The organism is Rufibacter ruber (assembly GCF_014138425.1).
GTDB classification, from domain to species: domain Bacteria; phylum Bacteroidota; class Bacteroidia; order Cytophagales; family Hymenobacteraceae; genus Nibribacter; species Nibribacter ruber_C.
The window spans coordinates 373103-398512 of sequence record NZ_JACJIQ010000002.1 but is presented as its reverse complement, the minus strand read 5'-3'; the positions used below and the strand labels follow the sequence as shown (position 1 = coordinate 398512).

The following is a 25410-nucleotide window of genomic DNA, read 5'->3' as shown; positions in this document are numbered from 1 at the left end:
AGAAAAACAGGTCAAAAACAGCTTGTGCAGAGGCGCACATAAGAGCTGCGAGGTAAAAGGAAGTTCAGAGTTCTGAGTTTGATAATAGAAAAAGCTGGCGCGAGTCTCCAGACTCGTGCCTTGGGATAAGGGGTAGTCTCTGACTACCCTCGCTGCCCCGCAGCGACCGAGCGCATGGCTGAGCTACTTTCCGCTCTTGCCCAGAAAGAAATCCAATAGAGAAATTTCATGTAGCACCAGCTCTCGGTTCCCGGCGAGTCTGGAGACTCGCTTCATCCGTAGTCACGAGTCCAGAGACTCGCGCCAGAAAAATTTTGCGTTTTAGGGCTGTTTTCTGAAAAACAGCCCTAAAACGCAAAAACCTCACCCTCTGGCCCCCTCTCCGTGGGAGAGGGGGCCAGAGGGTGAGGTTTTACTCTTCATGCAAAGCCACGGCCGGATGAATCTTTGCGGCTTGCCAGCTGGGGTACACGGCACAGACAGTAGCCAGCAAAAAGATGAGCAGCGCGGCAGCTGCTATGCCTTGCCAGTAAATCTCCGTGGAAAGCTGGAACACATGCAGCAGCGGGAACTGCGCCGCCAGCAACAGGCCCAGCAGCAGCCCGAAGGTGGCCATCACCAGCACTTCGCCCACAAACTGGTTCCGGATTTGTTTGGTGGTGGCGCCCAGCGCTCGGCGCAGGCCAATCTCTGAGTAGCGGCGGTTGATGTTGTACCAGAGCACCCCAAACAAGCCCAGGGCCACGTTGAAAATCAGGAAACCGCAGACCACGCCCATGGCCACCATAGGCACCCAGGTTAATTTGGATTTGCTTTGGCGCATTTTCTCCAGCGTGGTGACTTCTATGGTCCAGTCTTTGGCAATGCGCGACAGGTCTTTCACCATCTTTTCTTCAAAGACCACACCCGTGCCCGGTTTTACCTTGATGAGCAAACTGGAGTACAGCTGATCGGGTTTGGCCTTCTCCAGGTTGATGCGCTGGAAAAGCGCGGGTTCCTCTTCGGCAAACTCGCTGTCGGCGCGGTAATGGGGCATCACACCCACCACGGTAAAACTGGTAGAATCATCTACCTTTATTTGTTTGCCCAGCGCTTCTCCCTCGCCAAACAGCCGGTCTTTCAAGACCTGGTTGATAACCACTGAAGGGTGGAGCGCAGCGGCATCCTGCGGCCCGAACCACCGGCCCTGGTCTACCGACAACTGGAAGACGTCTTTGTAGGCATCTTGCACCTCGTAATTATTGGTTTGCACCGATTCTTTGTTCCCGTAAGAAACCCCCATGCTCCAGCTGCTGAACGCAAAGGGAACATTGTTGTGGGTCAGAGAGGCGGCCTCTACCTCCGGGAAGGATTTGATGCGCTGCATCATCTGCTCCTGTATGGCCTTGGCCTGCCCCATGGAGTCTGCGTTGGACCTGAAGGAGAGCTGCCACACGTTCTGGTAATGAATGCCCAGCGGTTTCTTATAGTTATGGTAGTTGTAGAGCACAAAGCTGATGACTGCGAACAGCACCATGAATGAGAAGAACATTTCAGTGATGAGCAGGAAGTTGCTTTTCTTCCGGTTCCAGATCAGTTTAAATAAATGGCGTATCATTTGGAGCCTCCTCTCAAAGCCTCAACGGCGTGTAAACGTGACATTTTAAAAGCGGGGTACACCCCGGAAATCAACCCGAACACCAGGCACAGGAGCAGCCCCCAGGCGAACACCCGCAGATTCAACCCCAGTTGCGAATAGACGATAATGCCGCTGTCATTGATCAGCGCCAGCACCCCCGCCGAGAGCAGAAAACCCAGCACACCTCCTAGCAGCGTCAGGAAAACGTTCTCCACCACAAACTGCCCGATGATGGTATTAGACGAAGCCCCAAACGCCTTGCGCACGCCAATCTCAGAAGACCGCTCCATGATGCGGCTAATGTTGATGTTCACCAGATTGATGGTAGGCAAAAGCATGAACAGAAAGGCCGCCAGCGCTAACATGGTGTACAGGAAACCTACTTTGTCTTCTTTGCCGCTGCCCAAAAAACTCCGGGCGAAACTCTCCACAATGGTATCTGGGTAAGAGTGTACCTGCTTTTTCTCTTTGGGGTCCAATTGGCTCACCTGCCGGATTATGTGGGCGTATTCTTCCTTTATCTTAGGAATGTCTGACGCTTGTCGGGCTTTGATGGTGGCAAAATAACCGCCTCGCAGGCCGGTGTCTTTAAATTCCTGGCTTTTGAGGGTGATGGGCACCCAGACATCGGCGTAGGACTGGATTCTCAGCACCGGCACGTCTTCCACCACGCCAATGACCCGGTATTTCACCTGGTCTACCTCAATGGTCTGCCCCAGGGCCGGCCCCGCCCCGAAGTAGTTCTTGCGCGTCGTCTGGTTGATCACGGCCACCCGGCTGGCGTTCTTCACCTCCTGCGCCCCAAAGGGATTTCCCTCCAGAAAGTGAAAGTCCAGGATCTCCCAGAACTGCTGGTCTGTGTGTTTGATGTCCAGCGCCAGCTTTTTGTTATGGATGTAGCTGTTCACCTGCGTAAATACTGAGTGGACGGAGACTTTCTCGGGCGTTTGCATGCGCCGCACATAGCGGTTCAGGAAGTAATAGCTGGGCGGGCCGCTGCTGGAGTAGCCTTCGCCCTGTTCTTCGCGCAGGTTGTTCACAAACAGCAACCGGTCGGTCTCCCGCTCCGGCATCTGCGGCCCGAACACGTGGTCAAAGAGCGAGGTCACCACCATCAAAACCATCAACGTGAAACTGATGCCAAAAAGGCTGATGAAGGTGAAGAACTTCCGGCGCAGCAGGACCGCCCAGGCAATTTTCAGGTAATTCTTTAACATGGCCGTACGGTTAAATCTGGGCTTCTACTACCATTGAATCTGCCACCTGCTGCCCGTCAAAGAACCTGATGAGGCGGTTGGTCTTGAGCGCCATGTGCTCGTCATGGGTCACCATCACAATAGTGGTGCCTTCTTCCTGGTTCAGGCGCAGCAGAATGTCCATGATCTCGTCGCCCATCACGCTGTCCAGGTTTCCGGTGGGCTCATCTGCCAGGATAATCTCCGGGTTTCCCGCCAGGGCCCGGGCAATGGCTACCCGCTGGCGCTGCCCACCGCTGAGCTGGCTGGGGAAGTGCTTAGTGCGGGCACTCAGGCCTACTTTCTCCAGGGCCGCCAGCGCCCGCTTACGCCGCTCACCCGCGCTCACGTTCCGGTACAGCAACGGCAGTTCTACATTATCTACCACGCTCAAGTCATGAATCAAGTGATAGCTCTGGAACACGAACCCGATCTTCTCATTGCGCAGCCGGGCCAGCTGCTTGTCTGAATGTGTTTTCACCGGCTGCCCGTCAATGGCCACGTGGCCGCTAGACGGGTCATCTAGCAGGCCCATGATGTTGAGCAGCGTAGATTTTCCGCAGCCCGAGGGCCCCATGACAGACACAAACTCCCCACGTTCCACGAACAGGTTCACGCGGCTGAGGGCTACCGTCTCTATGGTCTTGGTGCGGTAGACTTTTTCAATGTCAACTAACTGTATCATAATGTATATGCTAAGGTGCTAATTTTTTAATGTGCTGTTGTGCTATTTTCTTAATGTATGCTTGTTCACTTCAATCTGTTACTTCAGAAGAAACTGCCCCATTGAAGGGGGACACCTGCCGGTCATGGCGTCCCCAACTATGGCGCGGAAGTTACTCCCGTGACTTTCATTATTAGTCACGGAAGTAACTTCCGCGCCATAAAAAAAATCTGGTTCAGCAATGTTTGCCCTCCTGTGTAAACATCCCTCCTTCGCCCTTCAAAGAGGGACTCACAACCAGAAGAGCTGTTCCCCGTTTTTGGCCTGTTTTAGCCAAAACAGGCCAAAAACACATTACCTGGCTCCCCTCTCCGCGGGAGAGGGGCTGGGGGTGAGGTCCGCCAGCGGTTGCCCGCGCTCAAAATCATAGAGGGTAAGCGCCCGAAGGCGGTAATAGGCTACCCAAAACGCTTGCAGGGCTTCCACGTAGGCGCGGCGGGCCTGGTCTTTTTCCTGCAGGGCTATGTTCAAATCTGTGATACTGATGCGGCCCACCAGAAACGTGGATTTGGTGATGTCATAGCGCTCCTGGGCAATGGAGTCTGCCGAGGCGGTGATGCGCAGGCGCTCTTTGAGCAGGTCAATCTGGTTCACCTGCGTGAGCACGCTCTGCTCAAAATTGGTCTGCTCCTGCTGCACGGTGTACTGCGCCAGCTGCAATTGCGCCTGCGCGGTTTTCACGTTGGCTTTCTGCCGCCCCCAGTCCACCAGCGGCACGCTAAAGCCTACCGTCACCTGCTGCTGGTTCTCTGGCCGCACATAACTCTCAGAAAAGCTGTTGGCGCTCTTGGTCAGCCCGAAGGTGGCATATACATCAGCGTTGAACCCGCCTTTGCCGCGCACCTCGGCCATCTTCTGTTCCGCCTCCAGCACCTGGCGCTGAAACAGGAAGCGCTCTTTCCGGTTCATTCTGGCCTGCGCCAGTGCCAACTGCTCCTCCACTACCAACGCGGGTACGTTCTGCGGCGCCTGCACCGTCACCTTTTCGCCCTGCGGCAGCCCCACGTACGCGGCAAACTGCATGGCCACGGTTTTCAGCTCAGTAGACGCCTGCGCCTGCGCCAGCTGGGCGTTCATGAGGCTGAGTTTGAGCTGCAGCAACTCATTCTTAGATAATCGGCCCAGCCGATATTTCTCTTCGGCCACCCTAAATAAGGCTTGGTTGTTCTCCACATTTTTGGTGGCAATCTCATGGTTCACCTGCTGCAGCAGCACCTCAAAGAAGCGCTGCGTGGCGGTAGTGGCCACGGTTTCGCGGTCTTCCAGGTACTGGCGTTCAGATTCCGCGTAGCGGAGGGGCTCAATCTTCTTGGCCCACGCCAGTGCATTGTAACCAAAAATAGGCTGGCTAAAGCCGATGATGGCGGGAAAAGTGTTGTAGCGCCTTACGCCCTGGTTGAAGTCATCAAACCGCTGGCTCTGCGAAGAAATAAAGAACTGCCCACCCGTGAGCCCCACCGCCTGACTCACCGACAGCGCCACGTCTGAATTGCTGATGGAAACCTCTTTGAATTCAGTTGTCCCGTCTGGCTGCACCACGGGAATGGTGCTCCTAGAGAAGTCTGGCAAGGTGCCGCTCAACGCCAGCTGCGGGCGGTAATTGGCCTTGAACGTGCGGTACTGCCAGTAACTGCTGGTTTGGTTGGTAGTGGCCTGCTTGGCCGCAATAGAAGAAGCCAAGGCCAAATCAATAGTTTCCTGCAGCGTGAGTGACCGGCGTAGCGGCTGCGCCATGGTCAGTGGCCCCAGCGCCCAGCACACTATATATAATAGAGTCTTTTTCATGGCAGGGTTAGTTGTCTGAGAGTTGCAGTTCCTTCAGGTGGGCGTACTCTTTGGTGCTGGAGATGATGATTTCTTCGCCCGCGGCGATGTCTCCCTGCAGCTCTACAAAGTCTAAATTATTAGCCCCGGTTCTGAGCATGCGCCGCACGGCCTTGTCGCCCTGCACCACAAACACCGCCTGCTCTGGGGTACCGGTGTAGAAGGAGCCATTTTTCACCCGCAACACGTTCGGCCTAAAGTCTGTGTGCACAAACACCTCTACCCGCAGGTTAGACCGCAGCGCCTGGTGGTTTTTCTCCTGCAACCGCACATAAAAGGTGATGATGCCGTTTTCCACCTTGGGCTGCACGCTGGCAACTTCGCCGCGCAGGTCTGTGTTGTTGACCCGCACCGTGACGGGGCCGCCGGTCTTCACCTGCTGGGCATACGAATCTGAAATAGTGGCTTTAATTCTGAAGCTGCTCAAATCTGCCACCCGCGCCACGGGCTCACCCGCATTCACACTAGCCCCCACTTCTTCGTTCACCCACGTGACCACCCCTTTTTTAGTGGCCTTGATGTCTGCCTGCTCCAGTTGCCGCTGCAGTTGGCCAATGTCCCGGCGCTGCATTTCCAGCTCAAAGCCCACGGATCTCATGCCAATCTGGGCGGCGGCCTGCTCGTCTTGTATCTGGCGCTGGAGCTGGGCTAATTCTAACCTGGCAACTTTGAGGTCTAATTCAGCTTTCTTCACGTTTTCCTGGGTGCCGCCGCCAATGGAGAGCAGGTATTGTTCATCATTGAGTGCCGCCTGGAGGCTTTTCACCCGGACCTCCTGCACCGCATAACGGGAACGCAATTGGTTCAAGTTCTTCTGGAGGTCGTTTTGGAGTTGGGCGGTTTTGTTCTGCTTGAGCTGCTGCTCGTCTCTGAGTTTCTCAAAGGCGGTTTGCGAGATTTGCTTGTCCAGCTGCAGGAGGGGTTCGTTGGCGGCTACGTGGTCACCGGCCCGGTGCAGCACGCGCTCAATCTTGGCCTGGATGGGGCTGGCAATGACCTCTTCGGTCTCTGGCACCACCGTGCCTGTTGCGGTGAGGGACGTTTCTACGGCGCCTACCTCTACGGTGGCATAGCGCAGGTCTGTTCTGGCCACCTCCGTTTCCAGCACCCACCGGAACGCGAGCACCGCCGCCAGCACCACCACCAGAGCCCCTCCCGCCTGCCACTGGCGGCGACGTCTGGTTTTCTGCACTACAGCCTGGGGTATTTCTCTGTCCATTTTACACTTTGGTTGGTGCAGGCTGGTATCCAAGGGTTATGCCAATTTATTACGCACTGATCAACAGCGCTTTATATTCAAGTCAAACAGTTGAAAGTGTCCAGAAGTGGACAGGGATTCCAGAAGTGGGCAGGATTGGGATGTGCGGAAATACGTTTTCTGTTTTGGGGCTGTTTTCTGAAAAACAGGCCAGAAACAGCTTCGCCTTCTATGTCAAAAGCCATTGTTAAAATAATCTAGCAAGAGCTTCTACACGTTAAAAAAGCACAGTAGCAACTGGTTTACCGTTCGCCCACTAGATCCTTTCAGGAGGACAAAAGGGAGGAGTAGTTTATCACCGGGGAGAATGTCAAGGAAGGAAAATAAAGGAAATGAGGGAAAAATGAGAGTATAGCTTGTACCTAAAACTGACGGATTATAGAGCCTGCATGATACATTTTGACATAAAAAAGCCGCTGCGTTTTAGGCCTGTTTTTGGGAAAACAGGCCTAAAACGCAGCGGCCCAAAGAGTAAAAGAAGAATTACTTCACCTTGAAGAGGTCATCTTTCAGGTTCTTGTTCACCTCCACGCTAGTCACTTTGGATGACAAAATCTGGCCGCCAATGTGCAGGTCAATCTGGTGCGGGAACTTAATGCCGTTCACCTCGCGGTAGTCTTTGAGGTCTGTGGTTTGGTTGGCGGTACCAATGCTGGTTTGCTCTGTGGCCACTTCGCGCACTTTCAGGCCGGTTTCTTTGTCAAAGTAGTGAAAGGATTTCTTTCCGCTGGGCAGGGTCAACTCCAGTTTATAGGCATCACGGCCTTCTACTTTTTCCATCTGGTTCAGGGCCAGCTTCACCCCCAGTTGATCATAGCTCAGGAAGCTCAACCAGTTGTCCAGTTTCTGGTCCTGCACCTCAGTGCCGTCCAGTTCTTTTACCTGCCCCTGGGTGTTGATGGCCCCTTTGGTGCCGTTGATGATGACCCGGTTGATCTCATTCTGTCCATAAGTGGTCACTACTAAAGATTTGTCTACGCCTTTCTGCTGCTGGGTCACCAGCAATTGGGCTCCTGGCACGGTCATGGTGCGTTTGATGGTCAGATCTTTTATTTTCTCCACGTTTGCTTTTCCGCCAAGGGCGTTCACGTAAGCGGCCAGCACAGACTGCACGGTCACGCCAGCAGGCAATGACATCAACGGGGCCTCGGTTTTCTGCCCGAAGGCGTCATAGTAGGCCAGCGGCTGGTTCACGTTGAAAGGCTTTAGCTTGTCAGCTATCTCGCGGGCGTTCCCTACGGCTAGCAGATAAGCCTTGTCTGGACGCAGGTACTGCTGGGCCACGCGCTGAATGTCAGCGGGCGTTACGGCGGCCACGTTCTTCAGGTAGTTGGCGTAGTAGTCTTTGGGCAGGTTGTACCGGGCGGTATTGATGGCGAACATGGCCACTGTCAGCGGGTTCTCCAGGGAGCGGGCAAACGAGCCGGTCATCATGTTCTGCACTTTCTTCAGCTCATCAGCAGAAACGGGCTCTTTGCGCAAGCGGTCCATTTCATACATGATCTGGGCAAAAGAACTGTCTGTCACTGAATTCCGCACGCTGGCATAGGCCACAAACCTCCCTGATAAGCGGTCTGTAGAGAGGTTGGAGTTAGACCCGTAAGTGTATGCGCGCTTTTCCCGCAGATTGGCATCTAACCGGGCGAAGGAACCGCCCAGAATGTTGTTCATCAAGGTGGCCGCAATGGCGTCTGGGCTACCCGGTTTCAGGTCAACGGCATAGGTAACAGAGATATTTGACTGCACCGAGTTAGGGCGGTCCACAATGGCTACCTGATTGGCGGTTAAAGCGGCCGGCGCCGGATACGCGGCCAGCTTTACATCACCCTTCTTCCACTTGCCAAAGTACTGCTTCACCAGCTTCTTGGCATCTTTGGCGGTAATGTCGCCTACAATGGCCAGGTAGCCAATGTTTGGCCTGAAATACGAGCTGTAAAACTGCTGCACATCAGCCACGGCAATGTTCTCAATGGATTTCTCTGTCAGGATTTCGCCATACGGGTGGTTCTTGCCATACAGCAGCGCTTGCTGCAGGTTGGTCTCCATGGTGGCCGGATCATCTTTAGAAGCGGCTAAGTTAGAGGCCATCTGTTTTTTGAACTTGTCCAGCTCCTCCTGCTTGAACTGCGGGTTGAGCAGTACATCTGCACTCAGCTCCATGAGCTTGGGCAGGTGCTTTTTCAGGCTGGAGGCCGAAAAACCGGTAGCCGAGGTGTTTAAGGTGGCACCAATGAAGTCAATCTGCTCGTCTAGCTGGTCTTTAGAGCGGGTGGTGGTACCGGTACGCATCAGATACGCCGCTGCGCCCGTCAAGCCTACTTTCTCACCTTCCAGCACAGGGTCTCTGTCCAGCACCAGGGTCATGGCCACTGTGGGCAGCTTGTGGTTTTCTACCACGTACACTTTTAAGCCGTTAGAGAGGGTGAACTGCTCTACTTTCCCCAGCTCAATGGTAGGGGCCGGGCCCGCCGCCGGCGGAGTTTGTTTTGTCTGCGCCACACTGCCTACTGCGGCAGATAGCGCCAGAAAGAAAATGGAAATATATTTTTTCATGGAAATCTCTGAAGAATAAAGGAAACCAACTGCTTATCTCGCTTGCGCCGCCTTAGGCAGGTAATGCAACACCGCCCGGTTTTCTTTGGTTAAATATTGGTTGGCCACACGCATCAAATCATCTTTGGTCACGGCCAGCAGTTTGTCCAGCTCAGTGTTGATGAGGTTGGTGTTGCCGTACAGCGCGTGGAAAGAGGCCAGTTTCTCTGTGCGGCCTTCCAGCGTGGCCAAGCCGTTGATGTACTCGGTCTCAATCTGGTTGCGCAGTTTCTGGAACTCCTGGTCAGAGATAGGCTCTTTCTTTACGCGGTCCAGCTCCGCATCTATGGCGCGCTCCAGCTCGTGTACGTCTACCCCCATGTTGGCCACCGCCAGGTTGATAAACAGGCCCGGGTCTTCCATAGACAACGGGATAGACGCCACCGTCACCGCCTTCTGCTGGTTATCTACCAGCGCCTTGTTCAGACGGGAGCTCTGCCCGCCAGAGAGCAGCGTGGTCAGCATTTTAATGGCATACGAGTCATCTGCCCCTTGCTTAGGGATATGGTACGCCTGCACCACCGCCGGCAGCTGAATGTTGTCAAACACCACCTTGCGGCCTTCTTCCACCTGCTTGGGCTCTTCTACACTGGGCCTGATGATGGGAATGGTGCCTTTGGGAATTGGGGCAAAGTACTGCTCCACCAGTTTCTTGGTCTGCTCCACATCCAGGTCTCCGGCAATGGTCAGCGTGGCGTTGTTGGGCACATAGAAGGTTTTGTAGAAGTCCATAAACTCCCGCAGAGAGGCTTTGTCAATGTACTGGGCAGAGCCAATGGGCACCCAGCGGTACGGGTGTACTTCAAACGCGGTGGCAAACGTGTTCTCCAGCAAAGTGCCGTAGGGCTGGTTGTCTATGCGCTGCTTCTTTTCCTCTTTCACCACCTGCCGCTGCGTCTCTACGCCTCTTTCGTCAATTTTGGCGGCCCGCAAACGGTCAGCCTCCATCCAGAGGCCCAGGGCCAGCTGGTTAGACGGCAGAATCTGGTAATAGTAGGTGCGGTCAAACGAGGTGTTGGCGTTCACCGCCCCCCCCGCAGACTGAATCATGTTGATGTAGTTGCCGCGTTCCACGTTTTCTGAGCCTTCAAACATGAGGTGCTCAAAGAAGTGGGCAAACCCGGTACGGTTCTGTGCCTCATTCTTAGAACCCACGTGGTACATCATGGTCACGGCCACGGTAGGGGTGGTTTTGTCCTGGTGCAAAATCACGTGCAGACCGTTGGGCAGGTCGTACTCTGTGAAGTCAATCTTGTTGCTTTGCGCGGCAGCGGTGAGGCTGGCACCCAGCAACAGGGTACTCAACAATTTACGTTTCATTCAAAAAGCGTTAAAAAATAAAAGGGTCTTGTTCAGTCAGTTTGGCGGGCTTACCGGTGGCTTCACGGGTAAACGTCCTTAAAATTAATTTAAATATTTGTAAAAGCGTTCCATTTCCTGATTGCCTTACTACCAGAATAAGAATTTTACGTATGGCGGTTAAACCAAACCCGCAGTTTCTGCTCTAAGCACTAAACTGTATTTAAGACAACATTTGTATGAAGACCCTGAAAAATCTCACCTCAGCAGCCCTTCTGGCGGTAGCCCTTCTTTTTGGCAGCACGGCTTTTGCCCAGCAAGGCCCGGGGGAAGGCCGCGCCAAGCTCACCTTAGAGGAGCGGGTGCAGGCGCAGACCAGCCGTTTCCAGAAGCAGCTGGACCTCACGCCAGACCAAACCACCAAAGTACAGGCCATCATTCTGGCCTCTGCCCAGGAAATTGACAAAATGCGCGCTGCGGGCAAGCCCAACCGTGAAGCCATGGTGGCCCTTAACCAAAAGCGCACAGATGACATCAAAGCCATCCTGACCCCTGCCCAGAAAGAGAAATTTGAGCAGCAGCAGAACAGCATGAGAGAGCGTGCCGGTAACGGCCAAAGCCAGGCGCCAGGTCCTGAAAAAGCCAAGAAAGACGGCAAGAAGAAAAAAGGCGGTGCCGAAACCGAAGGTTAAGGCAACAACTAGTTCTCCCAATGCACCAGAGAGCCGAGGCAAGTTGTCTCGGCTTTTTTATTTCCATACACTGCGTTTTTAGCCTGTTTTCCTGAAAACAGGCCGAAAACGCATTTCCCGGGATTCCCTCTCCCTGAGGAAGAGGGCTAGGGTGAGGGGGCAGCGCTGGCTATGCAGCAAAGGCTACTGGCGCAGACGCTCGCAGGTCCTCCAGACGCTACGAGGTCTTTTGAGCAGACGCTTCATCAACTATGGCGCAAAAGTTACTTACATGGTGTTCATCTTGCTTTACCAGTTGCTTTGCCACATGAACAGTTTCCCCCTCATCCTACCCTTCCCCCTCAGGGAGATGGAACTCTGCTGATCTGTTTTAGAGCTGTTTTTCTGAAAACAGCCCCAAAACAGAAAACCCTCCCAAGTTATGCCACCGTAAGGGCGCTGCTGGCAATACTTCTAGCTGCTGCCTTGCCTGTGGTGACCGTTTGTGTTTTGGAGCTGTTTTTGAGAAAACAGCCCCAAAACACAAACTCGCGCGCCCTCTTGCCAATGCCTGTAGAAGCGGCTATCTTACAGGAAGTTTCCAACCCCTTGCCGCACCGCTATGAAATGGATAAGAGCTCTTCTTGTCACCGCTTTCACCCTTGCCCTCGTGTATGTGCTGAACCGGACCCACGGAATTATTCCGGCGCTGGGGCCGCTGCTGAGCCCGTATGAAGGGTTCTGGCGTCACGAGACAGACCCTGATTTCCGCTCTGCGGAGTTATCCCTGGCGGGGCTGCAGCAGCCGGTGCAGGTGCGGTTTGACTCGTTGCGGGTGCCGCACATCTTCGCGCAGAATGACCATGACCTGTACTTTGCGCAGGGGTACCTCACCGCCAGAGACCGCCTCTGGCAGATGGAGTTCATGACCCGCGCCGCCGCCGGCAGATTGTCTGAGGTGATTGGCGCGCAGACCCTGGAGATGGACCGCTACCAGCGCCGCATGGGCATGGTGGTCTCAGCAAAGGCCTCTCTCCAGCGCATGCAGGCAGATCCGCAAAGCAGAGCCGTGATGGAAGCCTACACCGCCGGTGTCAACGCCTACATTGACCAGCTTTCGCCGCGCGATTACCCCTTTGAGTACAAAGTACTGCATTACGCGCCCGAGCGATGGTCGGGCCTCAAGATTGCCTTGCTGCTCAAGATGCTGGCGTTTGACATGACGGGGTACTCAGATGACCTGCGCATGACCAACACGCTGCGCAAATTCGGCGCAGCCGTGGTGAAAGACCTGTTCCCCCACTACCCTTTCCGGGAGGAGCCTATTGTACCGGCGGGAACCGGCGCTGCTTTCACCCCGCTGCCTGTTCCGCCTACGCCGGCGCAGTACCTGGCCGGGGCCGCCGCACATGCGCTGGAACGGCAGAAGCCTGAGAACCTGGGCAGCAACAACTGGGCGGTGGCGGGCTCTAAAACGGCCAGTTGTTACCCGCTGCTGGCGTCAGACCCGCATCTGGGCCTCAGCCTGCCCTCTATCTGGCACGTGGTGCAGCTGCATGCGCCGGGTATCAACAGCTACGGGGTGATTATTCCCGGGGCCCCGGGCGTGGGCATTGGTTTTAACCGAAACATAGCGTGGGGCATGACCAACGTGGGGGCCGATGTGCTGGACTGGTATGAGGTCAAGTTTCAGGACGCACGGCGGCAGGGTTACTGGCACAACGGCAGGTTAAAACCAGTTAGGCACCTCATAGAGCGCATCAAGGTAAAAGGGGGCCAAACGGTGGTTGACACGGTTCTTTACACCCACCACGGCCCCGTGGCGTATTTGCCCCATGAAAAGCCGTTCAGAAGCAGTAGCACCCCCACCGGGCACGCCATCAGGTGGACCGGCCATGACACTCAGAACGAACTCAAGACGCTGTACGCCGTGAACCGCGCCCAAACCTATCCGCAATTCCGCGAAGCGCTGAAAACCTGGGCCGCCCCTGCCTTTAACTTCGTCTATGCAGATTCGCAGAACATTGCCATAATCTCTAATGGGCTGTTTCCGCTGAAATGGCCGGGCCAGGGCCAGTTTCTGCTGGACGGCACCAACCCCGCCCATGACTGGCAGGGTTGGGTTCCCATGGAGCAGGTGCCGCAGGTGCTGAACCCGGCGCGGGGCTTTGTGAGCTCGGCCAACCAGACGCCTGTCCACCCGAAGGACTACCCGTACTACCTGGGTTCCAGCTTTGCGGGCTATGAACGCAGCGCGCGCATTAACCAGCGCCTTTCGGCCATGACGCAGGCCACGCCAGACAGTTTCCGGCGGCTGCAGACAGACACCTACAGTTTTGTGCCCCAGAATGTGCTGCCCACGCTGTTGCAGTTGATCCAGCAGGAATCTCTGAATGCCAAAGAGAAAACCGCCTACCAAACCCTTTCCCGCTGGAACTACTTCTATGATGCCGACCAAACGGCGCCGTATCTGTTTGAGCAATGGTGGCAAGCGTTCGCAACGGCGGTCTGGGCCGATGAATTCCCCGCAGACACATTCAAGGCCCCCGGCCGCGACCGCCTGGTGCAGCTGCTCTTACACGAGCCCAACGCCCGCTGGTTTGATGACGTGACCACCCCGCAGAAAGAAACCGTGACGGACGTGGCTGCTACCACTTTTAAGAAGGTGGTAGAAAACCTGCCTGCTGCTGCGGCGCAACTACGCTGGGGCAAAGCCAAAAAATCTGCCATCAGGCACCTGGCGCAGCTGCCGGGCTTTGGGCAGGAACTGAATACCGGCGGAAGCGCCAACTCCATTAACGCCCTCAACGGCAGCCACGGCCCCTCCTGGCGCATGGTGGTGCAGCTGGGGCCGCAGGTGCAGGCGTGGGGCGTGTTCCCGGGTGGCCAAAGCGGCAACCCCGGCAGCCGTTTCTATGATAATTTGCTAGATGACTGGCAGGCGGGCAAGTTGCACCGGTTGCTGTTCTTGCAGGGTATAGACGATAGAAAGGAACAGACAGGTGTGGTGTGGGTAATGAAGGGGGAGTAAATTTAGTTGTTCGTTATCCGTTCTTAGTTGTTCGTGGAGATGCTTGCCTTATTAATTTCTTCCCCGCTCTTGTCATTCTGGAAGAATCTTGTGGGCGAATTAGAAAAGCCTTTGGTGATAGCTACTACCGTTCGCCACCAAGATTCTTCCAGAATGACAGAAGAATGTAAAAAACACATTATAGAACTTGCTACCAAAACCAACCCGTTATGCTCTTCCTCTTCATTCTTCTCTTCAGCCTCCTGGCCCAATTCTTCCTGCCGTGGTGGTCTATAGCCGTGATCTGTTTTGCCATGGCGTTCTGGAAGGCACACCGCGGGGGGCAGGCGTTCTTTTCTGGTTTTACCGCCATTGCGGTGACGTGGCTGGGAGCGGCGCTGTTCTGGCACGTGGTGACAGACGGTATTCTAAGCACGCGGGTAGCAGCCATGTTCAGCCTGAACTCGCCGTGGCTGTTGCTGGCGGTAACGGTGCTGTTGGGCGGGATTGTAGGTGGCTTGAGTGCATTGTCTGGGTTTCTGGTGCGGCGGGCGCTGGCGTAGTGTTTTTGGCCTGTTTTTAGGAAAGTAGGCCAAAAACGCCAGTTCAAAAGACCTTGTAGCGTCCGGAGGACCTGCGGGCGTCTGCGCCAAAAAACCAACCTACAACACCACTAGCCTCTTAGTTCAGTCCATGGCGTTTCTGGGCTGTTTTTCCCAAATCAGCTCGGAAACAGCCGCATCCCAAAGCCCCAACCTCTTTTATCTGAACAACAATTTCAAGCTAAAAACCCGCTTTCTTACCCAACCAGAAGGCTTTTCTCACTTTCCTGTAAAAAATTTCTTAACCCGCTGTAATGACTTCCGCCCTTGGGCGTCTCTGTATTTGAATGGACTTACAAGAGTTTAAAAGCAAAGTACTCCCAAGCAAGCAGAAGCTCTACCGGCTGGCGCTGTTCATGCTCCAGAACAAGGAGGAGGCTGAGGATATTTTGCAGGACGTGTTCCTGAAACTCTGGACCAACAAGCACAAGTTGCATGCCTACGCCAGCATTGAGGCGTTTGCCATGAGCATCACCAAGAACCTGTGCCTGGACAAATTGAAGAGCCGCAAGAACAAGCAGATGGTAGACGTGAGTGACATGGACTTGAATTCTGGGGAGCAGACGCCCTACCAGCGCTATGAACTGGCAGACCAGGTGCACAAGGTGCAGGAACTGGTGAAGGAACTACCAGAGCAGCAGCGGGTCATTCTGCACCTGCGCGACGTGGAAGGCTACTCATATGAGGAGGTGGAACAGGTCACCGGCATGAACGTGAACGCCATACGGGTAGCCCTGTCCAGAGCCCGGAAAAGCGTGCGGGACGGACTTTTAAAGCTAGAAAATTATGCCCTTTGAACAGATAGAAGCCTTACTGGAGAAATACTACCTCGGCGAGACGTCATTGGAAGAAGAGAACCAGCTCAAGGAATTCTTCCGGCAGACCCAACTTTTGCCAGACCACCTCAAGGTGCACGCCGTCCAGTTTGAGCACTACGGCCAGGAGCAGGAGGTAGAACTGGACAAGTTTCTCTCAGATGACTGGCTCTTTGAGAAGATTGAGCAGCCCCAACTACAAGTTTCTTCGGCGGCGCCGATGCAGCAGCACTGGTTCCGGCAATACTCCTGGCAGATAGCGGCCAGCATCACGTTACTCCTGGTGGCGTTCTGGGCAGGCAACTACTTCCGGCAAGACGCCCCGTTCAGCCCAGCCCCCAAAGATGTAGCGGCCGTGCAGCAACAGCCTAAGGCGCAGGAAACAACGCCTATACAGGCAACTGCACCTGCCCCGGAGAACACGGCCCTGACCACCGCCGCAACAGCAACAGAGGCAGATGTAGAGAAGAAGCAAGAAAGCAATTTCACGCCATTGGCGCGGCAGAAGCCCAGAACCGTATGGGCGGCCAGTACTACGGTGAGAGCCTCGGCCAGCGACCGGCTGCAGCTGGTGACCCAGGAGCTGGAAACCAACGGCCTCACGCCAGACGAGAGCAGGAAGGTGATCAGGCAGCTCATCAAGACCATGAACCATGACAACAACGTGAACGTGCGGCTGGCGGCCACTGAGGCGCTGTACCAGTTCAGGGAGCAGCCCGAGGCGCGCAAAGCCATTATTCAGTCGCTGGGCAACCAGACAGACCCTATGATGCAGGTCACATTGATTGAGATGATCATCAGCCTGAAAGAGAAAACCGCCATCCCGCACCTGCAGAAACTCACCGGCCGTGATGATCTATTACCTATTGTAAAATTCAAAGCACAAGAGGGTCTTGGCACCCTTATCTAACCTCATAATCAGTTACCCACATGAAAAAATCAATAGCACTAGCATGGGCCTGCCTCCTGCTTACCGGAACTTGCTTTGCGCAAACCGCCACGGGCGGCGGCAGCAAAACCGCAAAAACCGCTGAGAGTAATCTTAGAACCTATAAAATCAAGCTGGGAACCGGCAAAGACAAGCAGGTGCAGCTCACCATGTTCAACAGCGAAGTAGCCATTGAAGGTTACAACGGGGACGAGGTGATCATTGAAACCAGAGACTACACAGCCCCGCCCAAACGCGCCGAAGGCCTCAAGCCCCTCTACAACCAGATGGAAGACAACACTAATCTGGGGCTGTCTGTAGAGAAGAAAGGCAATATTGTAACCATTGCCAAAGCCTCCAGGAACGATGGGAAATTCACCATCAAAGTACCCAGGAACGCGTCTGTGCTGTACAAGGAAACCAACTGGACGGGCGGCGACCTCACCATCTCCAACCTGGACGGCGAGATTGAAGCCAAACTGAACAACGCTGAGGCTACCTTCACCAACGTCTCGGGCCCGGTGGTAGCCAACACCACCGCAGGCTCCCTTAAAGTAGTTTTCTCTGCTATAGACCAAAACAAACCCAGCGCGCTTTCGTCGGTGGCCGGGGAGATAGACGTTACCCTGCCCGCCAACACCAAAGCCAATTTCAAGCTCAAATCTCTGCAGGGCGAAATCTACACAGACTTTGACATGGACCTGAAGCGCAGTGACAAAGGCAACCTGGCCGTGATTGGCGGCGGCGGCAACATTGACGGCAAAACCAACGGCGGCGGCGTAGAAATCAACGTGCAGAGCATCTCCAGCGACATTTACATTAGAAAGAAGAAATAAGCCCACCCCAATGGGAGAAGCATAGGGACCGGGGCATGCGCCAGACATAACGTGCACCGCCTGCCCTTCCCGGCTTCTTCCAGCACCGCCCCAGAAAAGACCCCTCCCGCTTCTGTCTTTACAGTCACCCCTCCTTCTAACCTATTCATCTTATGAAAAAATTAATAATGGCCGCCCTGCTGCTGTGGGGCTCCCTGGCCGCGCATGCCCAAAAAAAAGTGGTGGAGAAGACCTTCGCCCTGCCTGCCTCCAAGAAAGTGAACCTGCACCTCAAGTTTGCCAATGACATTAAGCTCACCGCCTGGGACAAAAATGAAGCCCTCATCAAGGTGTGCTATGAAATCAACGGCGGTCAGCTGAACGAAGCAATGGTCCTGACCTTTGAGGACGCCCCAGACCAGCTAAACGTATTGGCCAACCTCAAGCATGAGCTGTTCAAAGACGTTAAAAGTGACAGCCTCCACTGCCCAGACGGGTACAGCCGCAACTTTGGCAACTACAACACCAAAACCGGCAAAGCCACCAACTTCGCCTGCACCCGCATTGACTATGAAATTTTCCTACCCCGCCACGCCAACGTCACGCTGGAAACCATTAGCGGCAATGTGGAGGTGCGTGGCCTCACCGGCCCCGTCAGCGCCAAATCCATCAGCGGGTTTGTAGACATGGACTGGCCCACCCAGCAGGGCGCCGCCGTCTCCCTCAAAACCATCACCGGTGAAGTGTATTCAGATCTGGAGATTGCCCTGAACGGGAAACACCAGGAGGCGCCCATGGTGGGCTATGACCTGAAAGGGAAAGTACAAGAAGGCGGCCCCACCGTGAAACTGGAATCTATCAGCAATGACATTTACTTCCGGCGGAAAAAGTAAGGGCGTTTTGGGGCTGTTTTCAGAAAAACAGCCCCAAAATAGAAAACTGCCCTTTACCCCGCCCGCAGACTTCCCGCCCGCCAGGGCTGGCTCCCAATGATCCACGTGGAAACGCAGCCAGAAAGGTCTTCCTTCCCATTTTACACATGTGCCCTCTGGCTTACCGGTGTCTCCTGCCAGAGGGGAGAAAATAGAAAAACCTGTTTTTGACCTGTTTTTCAGAAAACAGCGCCAAAACGCACCGCCTCTCAGAGCCCCCACCCTATCCCCTAAAAACCTTATTCCGCTGGAACTATGAAAAAAAGATCCCTCTTTTTGCCGGGTCTGCTATGCCTTTGCCTTTCGGTTTTGGTGGCAAGCCTCGCCCAAGCCCAGGCACCACCGTCAAATTCCCTTTCCGCCAAGGGCGAAGGGAAAATCTCTGGCCTGGTCAAAGATTCCATCAGCGGCAAGCCGGTGGCCTATGCCACGGTGGCGCTGATGAAGAAAAACACCACCCAAACCGTAGACGGCACCCGCACAGACGGGCAGGGGCAGTTCAACTTCTCCGGAGTGGCCGCAGGAGAATACACGGTCATGTGCAGCTTGCTTGGGTATGCGGCCAAAACGGTGCAGAGCGTACCTGTCACGGCGCAGAACCCAACCCTGCACCTGGGGGAAATACAGCTGACCCCCGCGGTGAACCAACTGCAGGAGGTGACGGTGGTGGGGCAGAAACCGCTCATAGAAGACAAAGGCGACCGGCTGGTGTACAACGCAGACCAGGACCTCACCAACACGGGCGGCAATGCGGCAGACGTGCTCCAGAAAGTGCCGTCGCTCTCGGTAGACGGGGACGGGAACGTGCAGCTGCGCGGAAGCTCCAATGTGCGGGTGCTCCTCAACGGCAAGGCGTCTACCATTCTGGCCACCAACCTGGCAGATGCGCTCAAGCAGATTCCGTCTGACCAGATCAAGAGCGTAGAGGTCATGACCACGCCATCGGCCAAATATGACGCGGAGGGCACGGCGGGCATTATCAACATCATCACCAAGAAGAACCACCGGCAGGGCGTGAGCGGGAGCGCGGGATTCACGGCCGGCACCCAGAACAACAGCCTTTTCAGCAACACCAGCCTGCGCCGCCGCCAACTGGGCATCAACGTGAACCTGAACACGTTCCATTATGCGGTGCCCAGGGGGTACGGCATGTACCGTGCTGAGAGAACAGAAGGCGTTGAGCGCCTCACCACCCAGACCGGCGACGGGAAAGTGTACGGCGGGGGCGGTTCGGCGCAGCTGGGCCTGGAGTATGAACTGGACTCTATGAACTTTCTAGCCGCGGGGTTTCAGCTCAATCTGGGCCGCTACCAGGGCAACGGGCAGCAGGAAACGCTTTCCCCGGAACCGGCGCCCCTGCACCGTATTTCCCACACCAGCGCCTTTGAGTTTGTCCCCTTCAGCACAGATGCCAACCTGGAGTACACGCACATTTTCAGCCCGCGGCATGAATTCACCCTGCTGGGGCAGCTCAGCCGGTTTGACTTAGACAACCTGGTGCGGCAGGAGCAGCTCAATGCCCGTGACCAGCTGTTCTACCAGCAGCACAACACCAACGCCAGCCTGAACCATGAAACCACCCTGCAGGCAGATTACACGCACCCGTTTTCGCCTAAAACAACCCTGGAGGTGGGCGCAAAAACCATCATCCGCCGGGCGGAAAGCAACGCGCAGTATGACATCAGGTTCCCGCTGGAGAACCGCGCCGCGCCAGAAGACAACATTTTTGAGTACCGGCAGCACGTGCTGGCGGGGTATGCAACCCTGGCCTTTGCGCTGGGCAAGAAGAACCACCTGAAAGCGGGGCTCCGGTATGAGCGCACCCGCCTCAACGGCGACTTTTCCAGCACGGGCACCTTTTTAGAGGAAACCTACCAGAACATGATTCCCAGCGTGACCCTCTCCCGCACCGTAAAAGAAAACCAGACGGTGAAACTCAGCTACACGCAACGCATACAGCGGCCCCACATTTTCCTGCTGAACCCGTACCGGGACAGCCGCGACCCCAAGAGCATCTTCTTCGGGAACCCTGAACTGGAGCCAGAGCTCACCCACCTCTATGAAGCAGGCTACAGCACCTTCTTCAAGACCAGTTCGGTAACCACCAGTGTGTACCTGCGCCAGGTAGACAACGCCATACAGCCGGTCACGCCGGCCATTGAAGAGGGCGTGGCGCAGAACACCTATGGGAACGCGGGCAGACTCCTGAGCTACGGCCTAAATGTGGCCGGCTCTACCAAACCGGTGCCCGCCTGGAACCTTAGCGGCAGCGCCAATGTGTATTTCAACCAACTGCAGGGGGAAGGCTACAGGAACAACGGCTGGCAGTACAACCTTACCCTCAGCACCGGCTATGACCTGGGAAAAGGCTGGAGCAGCCAGTTCTCCGGGGGCTTCAATTCGGCCAGGGTTACCCTGCAGGGCCACGCCTATGCCACAGGCTACCACAGCCTGGCGGTGAAAAAGGAGCTGTTCCAGAAGAAAGGCAGCGTGACGCTGGGCCTGAACAACCCGTTTACCGCCTACATCAACTCCGGCTATGCGTTAGAAACCGCCGCTTTTACCCAGAGAAATGAGAACCTGAACTACAACCGCGCCGTGCGCCTGAGTTTTGACTACAAATTTGGCCAGGCAGATGCGAAGAAGGCCCCGCGCAAGAAGAAAACCATCAGGAACGATGATCTGAAACAGGGCGAGTAGTGCAATGAGGAAGAGAGAGCATGAGTGAATGCGGGCTCAGAATAAATTTCCTAAAGAGCCTGCCATCTCCATGGCCCTGTACACACTAGCTCAGGGAGAAAATGTAGTTTTGTTTGGGACAGCGCACGGTTTCCGGTTGGAGCCGTGCGTCTGTTTTAGGCCTGTTTTCAGAAAAACAGCCCGAAAACAGAAATTCCCTTGCCGTTTCTGGCCTCTTTTCCGCAAATTGGGCCTAAAACAAAAACACTTCCCCTCATGCGGTACGCGCTCACCAACGGCACCATCTACTCTGGCTACACCACCGCCCAAGGCTATGCAGTCTTGTTTGAACAGGACAAAATCATTGGCGTGGTGCAGACCGATGAAATTCCGGCAGACACCACGCGCCTAGACGCGCAGGGCGGCCTCATCTGCCCCGGCTTTGTAGACCTGCAGGTGAACGGCGGCAACGGCATTTATTTCACCCAGTTCCCCACGCCAGACAGCCTGAACTCCATCAGAGACGCGCACCTGCAGTACGGCACCACCAGTTTTCTGCCCACGGTCATCTCCGCGTTTCAGGACCGGATTCTGGAAACCATTGAAGCGGTACGGGCAGCCATGCAGCAATACCCCAGCACGTTTCTGGGCATGCACCTGGAGGGGCCTTTCTTCCATCCGGAGAAGCCTGGCGCGCATGACGTGGCCTGTATCCGGAACGCCACCCATGAGGAGCTGGATGTGCTTCTGGAGGCAGGCAAACAGGTGATCAAATACCTGACCCTGGCCCCGGAATGCGCCGAGGAAAGCGTGTTGCAGCGGCTCGCAGACAGCGGAATAGTTTTATCCGCCGGGCACAGCCTGGCCACCTATGACCAGGCCATGCATTTCTTCCGGAACGGGGTCACCGCCGTCACCCACCTCTACAACGCCATGTCTGGCCTAGACACCAAAAGCCCCGGCTTAGCTGCCGCTGCCTTAGATTACGGCCAGGCCTGGACGGGCATTATTGTAGACGGCGAACATTGCCACCCCTACGCCGTGCGGCTGGCCAAGAAGATGCTGGGCGAGAAACTGCTGCTGGTCTCAGACTGCGCCGCCTGTGTGAACTCAGATATTGAATACTCAGAGTTCGGGAATTTCAAGGCCTACTACCGCAACGGCCGCTGTGAAACCGAAGACGGCCGCCTGGCCGGTTCTGCCCTCACCATGCTCCAAGCCGTGCAGAACACCGTGAACATGGTTGGGCTGGAGCTGGATGAAACGCTGCGCATGGCCACACTTTACCCCGCCCAGGTTCTACACATGGAGCACCAGGTAGGGCAGTTGGTGGCAGGGGCCGCGGCCAACATGGTAGTCCTGAACCAGGAACTGGAACTGCAGCAGGTGTGGGTAGACGGGCAGCCGGTACCGCTGACTCCCAGATAAGTCGCACCCGTTTTGGACCTCTTTTGGGAAAACTAAGCCAAAAACGGAAACTTCTTCGTTCTTGAAAGACGAGGACTGGGAAACCAGCCTTGGTGTAAAAGAAATGTAAAGCCTTTACTGAAAACCACCCTATGAACATCATCACCATCACCCTGAACCCCGCCGTTGACAAAAGCACCCGCGTAGAGGCGGTGGCCCCAGAGAAAAAGCTGCGTTGCGAGAAACCCGTCTTTGAACCGGGCGGCGGCGGCATCAACGTCTCCCGCGCCATTAAAAAACTGGGCGGCGAGTCCTGCGCGTGGTTCTTATCTGGGGGTGCCACCGGCGAGAAGCTGGGCGAGTTGCTGCAGGCCGAAGGTGTTTCTTTCAGAGCCTTCGGCTGCGCCGAAGCCACCCGCGAGAATTTTGCCGTGTATGAAACCTCCTCGGGGCAGGAATACCGTTTTGGCATGCCCGGCCCGGAGATTGCCGAGCACGAGTGGAAACAATTGTTACAGGCCTTGGAGGAACTGGAAGACGTGCCCCAGTTTGTGGTGGCCAGCGGCAGCCTTTCGCCCGGCGTGCCTGATGATTTTTACGCCCAGCTGGCCGAGGTAGCCGTGAAAAAAGGCTTCAAACTGGTAGTAGACACTTCGGGAGCCGCGTTAATCAAAGCCGCCGGGGCGGGTATCTACCTGCTCAAACCCAACCTGAACGAACTGGCCGCCCTGGCCGGCAAAGAACATATCACCGCCAAAGAACAGGAAGAACTGGCCCAGCAGGTGCTGGCAGAGGGCAAAAGCCAGGTGCTGGTGGTTTCTTTGGGTGCCCGCGGTGCCATGCTGGCCACCAAAGACGGGTTTGAATATGTGACGCCGCCCACCGTGAAGCTGCAAAGTGCCGTGGGCGCCGGCGACAGCATGGTAGGCGGTATGGTCCTGAAGCTCTCAGAAGGCTGGGCGTGGCCAGAGGTCATCCGGTACGGCGTGGCCACGGGCACCGCCACCACCATGACCCCGGGCTCTGAACTCTGCCGCAAACCAGATGTAGAGGAAATCTATGCCTGGCTGAAAGCCCGAAGCTAGTTTGTCATCTTTCCTCAGAAGCATTCTTTGATTTTCTGTTTTCGGGCTGTTTTTGGAAAAATAGCCCGAAAACAGACTCCCCCCCCCTTTCCCTCCCCAAGAGAATCTAGTTGATTCTTGCATTCCTGCCTAACATGCATTAAACTTAATGTGGCAAACCTTTCTTGCCACACCACCTGATACTCCACTAACCAAACAAACCTTGAAACGAAGAGATTTTATTGGATTGACCGCCATGGGCGTAGGAGGGCTAATGCTTTCTGGCATCCCCACGTTCGGTCACGAGATTGACCCCGCGCGCGCCCTGGAGCCGGTAGACGTAGCCCTGCACAAACGCCTGGCAGACGTGGCTCTCAATTCCGCCAAAAGTAAAGGTGCCACGTACGCCGATGTGCGCATTGGCCGGTACCTGGCCCAGAACATGTTCACCCGTGAAAAGCAGGTGCAAGGCATTAGTACCACCGAGTCTTACGGCGTGGGCGTGCGTGTGATTGCCAACGGCACCTGGGGCTTTGCCGCCACCTCAGACGTGAGCGATAAAGGCATTGCCAAAGCCGCCGAGCAGGCTGTGGCCATCGCCAAGGCGAATTCTAAATTGCAGAAGGAGCCGGTGCAACTGGCCCCGCAGCAAGGCTACGGCGAGGTGAGCTGGAAAACGCCTATCCAGAAAAACGCCTTCGCGGTACCGGTTTCTGAGAAAGCAGATTTGCTTTTAGCGGCCAACGCGGCTGCGCTGGCCGGTGGCGCCAACTTCGTAAACTCGGCGCTGTTCCAGATCAATGAGCAGAAGTATTTCGCGTCTACAGACGGTTCTTACATTGACCAGGACATTCACCGCATCTGGCCTAACTTCACTGTAACCGCCGTAGACAAAGCCTCTGGCAAATTTAAAACCCGTGAGGCCCTGAGCGCGCCCATGGGCATGGGCTTTGAGTACCTCACCGTGAAAGCGCCCACCATGAAAGGCCCCGAAGGCACCGGCCTGATTGGCTATGACAAGTACTATGATATTGTGGCAGACGCCGGTTTAGCCGCCAAACAAGCCCGCGAGAAACTCACTGCTAAGTCGGTAATGGCGGGTAAATATGACCTGGTACTGGACCCTAACCACCTGGGCCTGACCATCCACGAAAGCGTGGGTCACCCGCTGGAGCTGGACCGCGTGCTGGGCTACGAAGCCAACTACGCCGGAACCTCCTTCGCCACCCTGGACAAGTGGAAAACCAAGAATTTCCCGTACGGCAGCAAGCACGTCACCATCTTCGCCGACAAAACCCAACCTGGTTCTCTGGGCGCGGTAGGTTATGACGATGAAGGCGTGAAAACCAAGCGCTGGGACCTCATCAAAGATGGAACATTGGTGAACTACCAGGCCACCCGTGACCAGGCCCACATCATTGGGGAGAAAGAATCGCACGGCTGCTCGTACGCCGACAACTGGAGCTCCGTGCAGTTCCAGCGCATGCCCAACGTGTCTTTGGCGCCGGGCAAGCAGAAACTGAGCGTGGATGAGATGATCAAAGACGTGAAACGCGGCATTTACATCGCGGGACGCGGCTCTTACTCCATTGACCAGCAGCGCTACAACTTCCAGTTCGGGGGCCAGCTGTTCTACGAGATCAAAGACGGCAAAATTGTGGGTCCATTAGAAGACGTGGCCTACCAGAGCAACACCCAGGAATTCTGGAACTCCTGCGCCGCCGTCTGTGACGAGAGCGATTACCGCCTGTTCGGGTCGTTCTTTGACGGCAAAGGCCAGCCTAGCCAGGTGAGTGCTGTTTCGCACGGCTCTGCCCACACCCGCTTCAACGGCGTGAACGTGATCAATACAGGAAGAAAAATCTAGCGATTTTCCTTCCTGTATTGATCAGTCCTGAGTTCTGAGTCTTGAGTCCTGAGTTGAAAGTGTAGAAAGA

Annotated in this window: 18 protein-coding genes; 11 read left to right on the top strand and 7 right to left on the bottom strand. The window is 55.5% G+C overall.

The genetic code is table 11. The features are described from left to right. Window positions 1-412 precede the first annotated feature (412 nt). The 7 genes from FHS90_RS04160 to FHS90_RS04130 all read right to left on the bottom strand — a co-directional run bounded on the left by FHS90_RS04160 (window position 413) and on the right by FHS90_RS04130 (window position 10571). Window positions 413-1597, bottom strand: coding sequence for an ABC transporter permease (locus FHS90_RS04160; RefSeq protein WP_066839065.1), 1185 nt, complete (start codon window positions 1595-1597; stop codon window positions 413-415). Next, the gene (locus FHS90_RS04155) at window positions 1594-2835 is read right to left on the bottom strand and encodes an ABC transporter permease (RefSeq protein ID WP_066839070.1); all 1242 of its coding nucleotides are present in this window, start codon (window positions 2833-2835) and stop codon (window positions 1594-1596) included. The genes FHS90_RS04160 and FHS90_RS04155 overlap by 4 nt, the downstream gene beginning before the upstream one ends. A gap of 10 nt (window positions 2836-2845) precedes the next feature. Beyond that, the gene (locus tag FHS90_RS04150) at window positions 2846-3538 is read right to left on the bottom strand and encodes an ABC transporter ATP-binding protein (protein ID WP_182511970.1); all 693 of its coding nucleotides are present in this window, start codon (window positions 3536-3538) and stop codon (window positions 2846-2848) included. Window positions 3539-3871: 333 nt separating this feature from the next. After that, window positions 3872-5362: a TolC family protein gene (locus FHS90_RS04145; RefSeq protein WP_246386652.1), complete on the bottom strand. Its 1491-nt coding sequence runs from the start codon at window positions 5360-5362 to the stop codon at window positions 3872-3874. Window positions 5363-5369: 7 nt separating this feature from the next. Beyond that, window positions 5370-6620, bottom strand: a complete 1251-nt coding sequence (locus tag FHS90_RS04140) for an efflux RND transporter periplasmic adaptor subunit (protein WP_182511968.1) — start codon at window positions 6618-6620, stop codon at window positions 5370-5372. A gap of 522 nt (window positions 6621-7142) precedes the next feature. Beyond that, a complete protein-coding gene (locus FHS90_RS04135; RefSeq protein WP_182511966.1) occupies window positions 7143-9212 on the bottom strand; it encodes an insulinase family protein in 2070 nt (689 codons plus the stop codon). Between the two features lie 33 nt (window positions 9213-9245). Beyond that, on the bottom strand, window positions 9246-10571 hold the full coding sequence (locus FHS90_RS04130) for a M16 family metallopeptidase (protein WP_182511964.1): 1326 nt from the start codon (window positions 10569-10571) through the stop codon (window positions 9246-9248). Window positions 10572-10789: 218 nt separating this feature from the next. On the opposite strand from FHS90_RS04130, the gene FHS90_RS04125 reads away from it, so the two are divergent. The 11 genes from FHS90_RS04125 (at window position 10790) to FHS90_RS04075 (ending at window position 25340) form a co-directional block, all read left to right on the top strand. Then, complete coding sequence (locus FHS90_RS04125; RefSeq protein ID WP_182511962.1) at window positions 10790-11242, top strand: DUF4890 domain-containing protein; 453 nt, start codon at window positions 10790-10792, stop codon at window positions 11240-11242. A gap of 601 nt (window positions 11243-11843) precedes the next feature. Beyond that, entirely contained in the window at window positions 11844-14252 is a 2409-nt protein-coding gene (locus tag FHS90_RS04120) for a penicillin acylase family protein (RefSeq protein ID WP_182511960.1), read from the top strand. Between the two features lie 209 nt (window positions 14253-14461). Next, window positions 14462-14794 carry a hypothetical protein gene (locus FHS90_RS04115; RefSeq protein ID WP_182511959.1) on the top strand — a complete coding sequence of 111 codons (333 nt, stop codon included), beginning with the start codon at window positions 14462-14464 and terminating at the stop codon, window positions 14792-14794. A gap of 326 nt (window positions 14795-15120) precedes the next feature. Further along, on the top strand, window positions 15121-15630 hold the full coding sequence (locus FHS90_RS04110; protein ID WP_066837784.1) for a GFO_1088 family ECF-type sigma factor: 510 nt from the start codon (window positions 15121-15123) through the stop codon (window positions 15628-15630). After that, the gene (locus tag FHS90_RS04105) at window positions 15620-16558 is read left to right on the top strand and encodes a HEAT repeat domain-containing protein (protein WP_246386650.1); all 939 of its coding nucleotides are present in this window, start codon (window positions 15620-15622) and stop codon (window positions 16556-16558) included. Before FHS90_RS04110 ends, FHS90_RS04105 begins: the two co-directional genes overlap by 11 nt. Window positions 16559-16578: 20 nt before the next feature. Further along, entirely contained in the window at window positions 16579-17412 is an 834-nt protein-coding gene (locus tag FHS90_RS04100; protein ID WP_074987995.1) for a DUF4097 family beta strand repeat-containing protein, read from the top strand. A gap of 152 nt (window positions 17413-17564) precedes the next feature. Further along, window positions 17565-18284 (top strand): DUF4097 family beta strand repeat-containing protein, encoded by a 720-nt coding sequence (locus tag FHS90_RS04095; protein WP_182511957.1) that lies wholly within the window; start codon window positions 17565-17567, stop codon window positions 18282-18284. 294 nt (window positions 18285-18578) lie between these two features. Then, window positions 18579-21023 (top strand): TonB-dependent receptor, encoded by a 2445-nt coding sequence (locus tag FHS90_RS04090; RefSeq protein WP_182511955.1) that lies wholly within the window; start codon window positions 18579-18581, stop codon window positions 21021-21023. 255 nt (window positions 21024-21278) lie between these two features. Beyond that, window positions 21279-22430 carry an N-acetylglucosamine-6-phosphate deacetylase gene (gene nagA, locus FHS90_RS04085; protein ID WP_182511953.1) on the top strand — a complete coding sequence of 384 codons (1152 nt, stop codon included), beginning with the start codon at window positions 21279-21281 and terminating at the stop codon, window positions 22428-22430. A gap of 131 nt (window positions 22431-22561) precedes the next feature. After that, window positions 22562-23494 (top strand): 1-phosphofructokinase family hexose kinase, encoded by a 933-nt coding sequence (locus FHS90_RS04080; RefSeq protein ID WP_182511951.1) that lies wholly within the window; start codon window positions 22562-22564, stop codon window positions 23492-23494. A gap of 202 nt (window positions 23495-23696) precedes the next feature. Continuing rightward, window positions 23697-25340: a TldD/PmbA family protein gene (locus FHS90_RS04075; RefSeq protein WP_182511949.1), complete on the top strand. Its 1644-nt coding sequence runs from the start codon at window positions 23697-23699 to the stop codon at window positions 25338-25340. The last annotated feature ends 70 nt before the right edge of the window (window positions 25341-25410 follow it).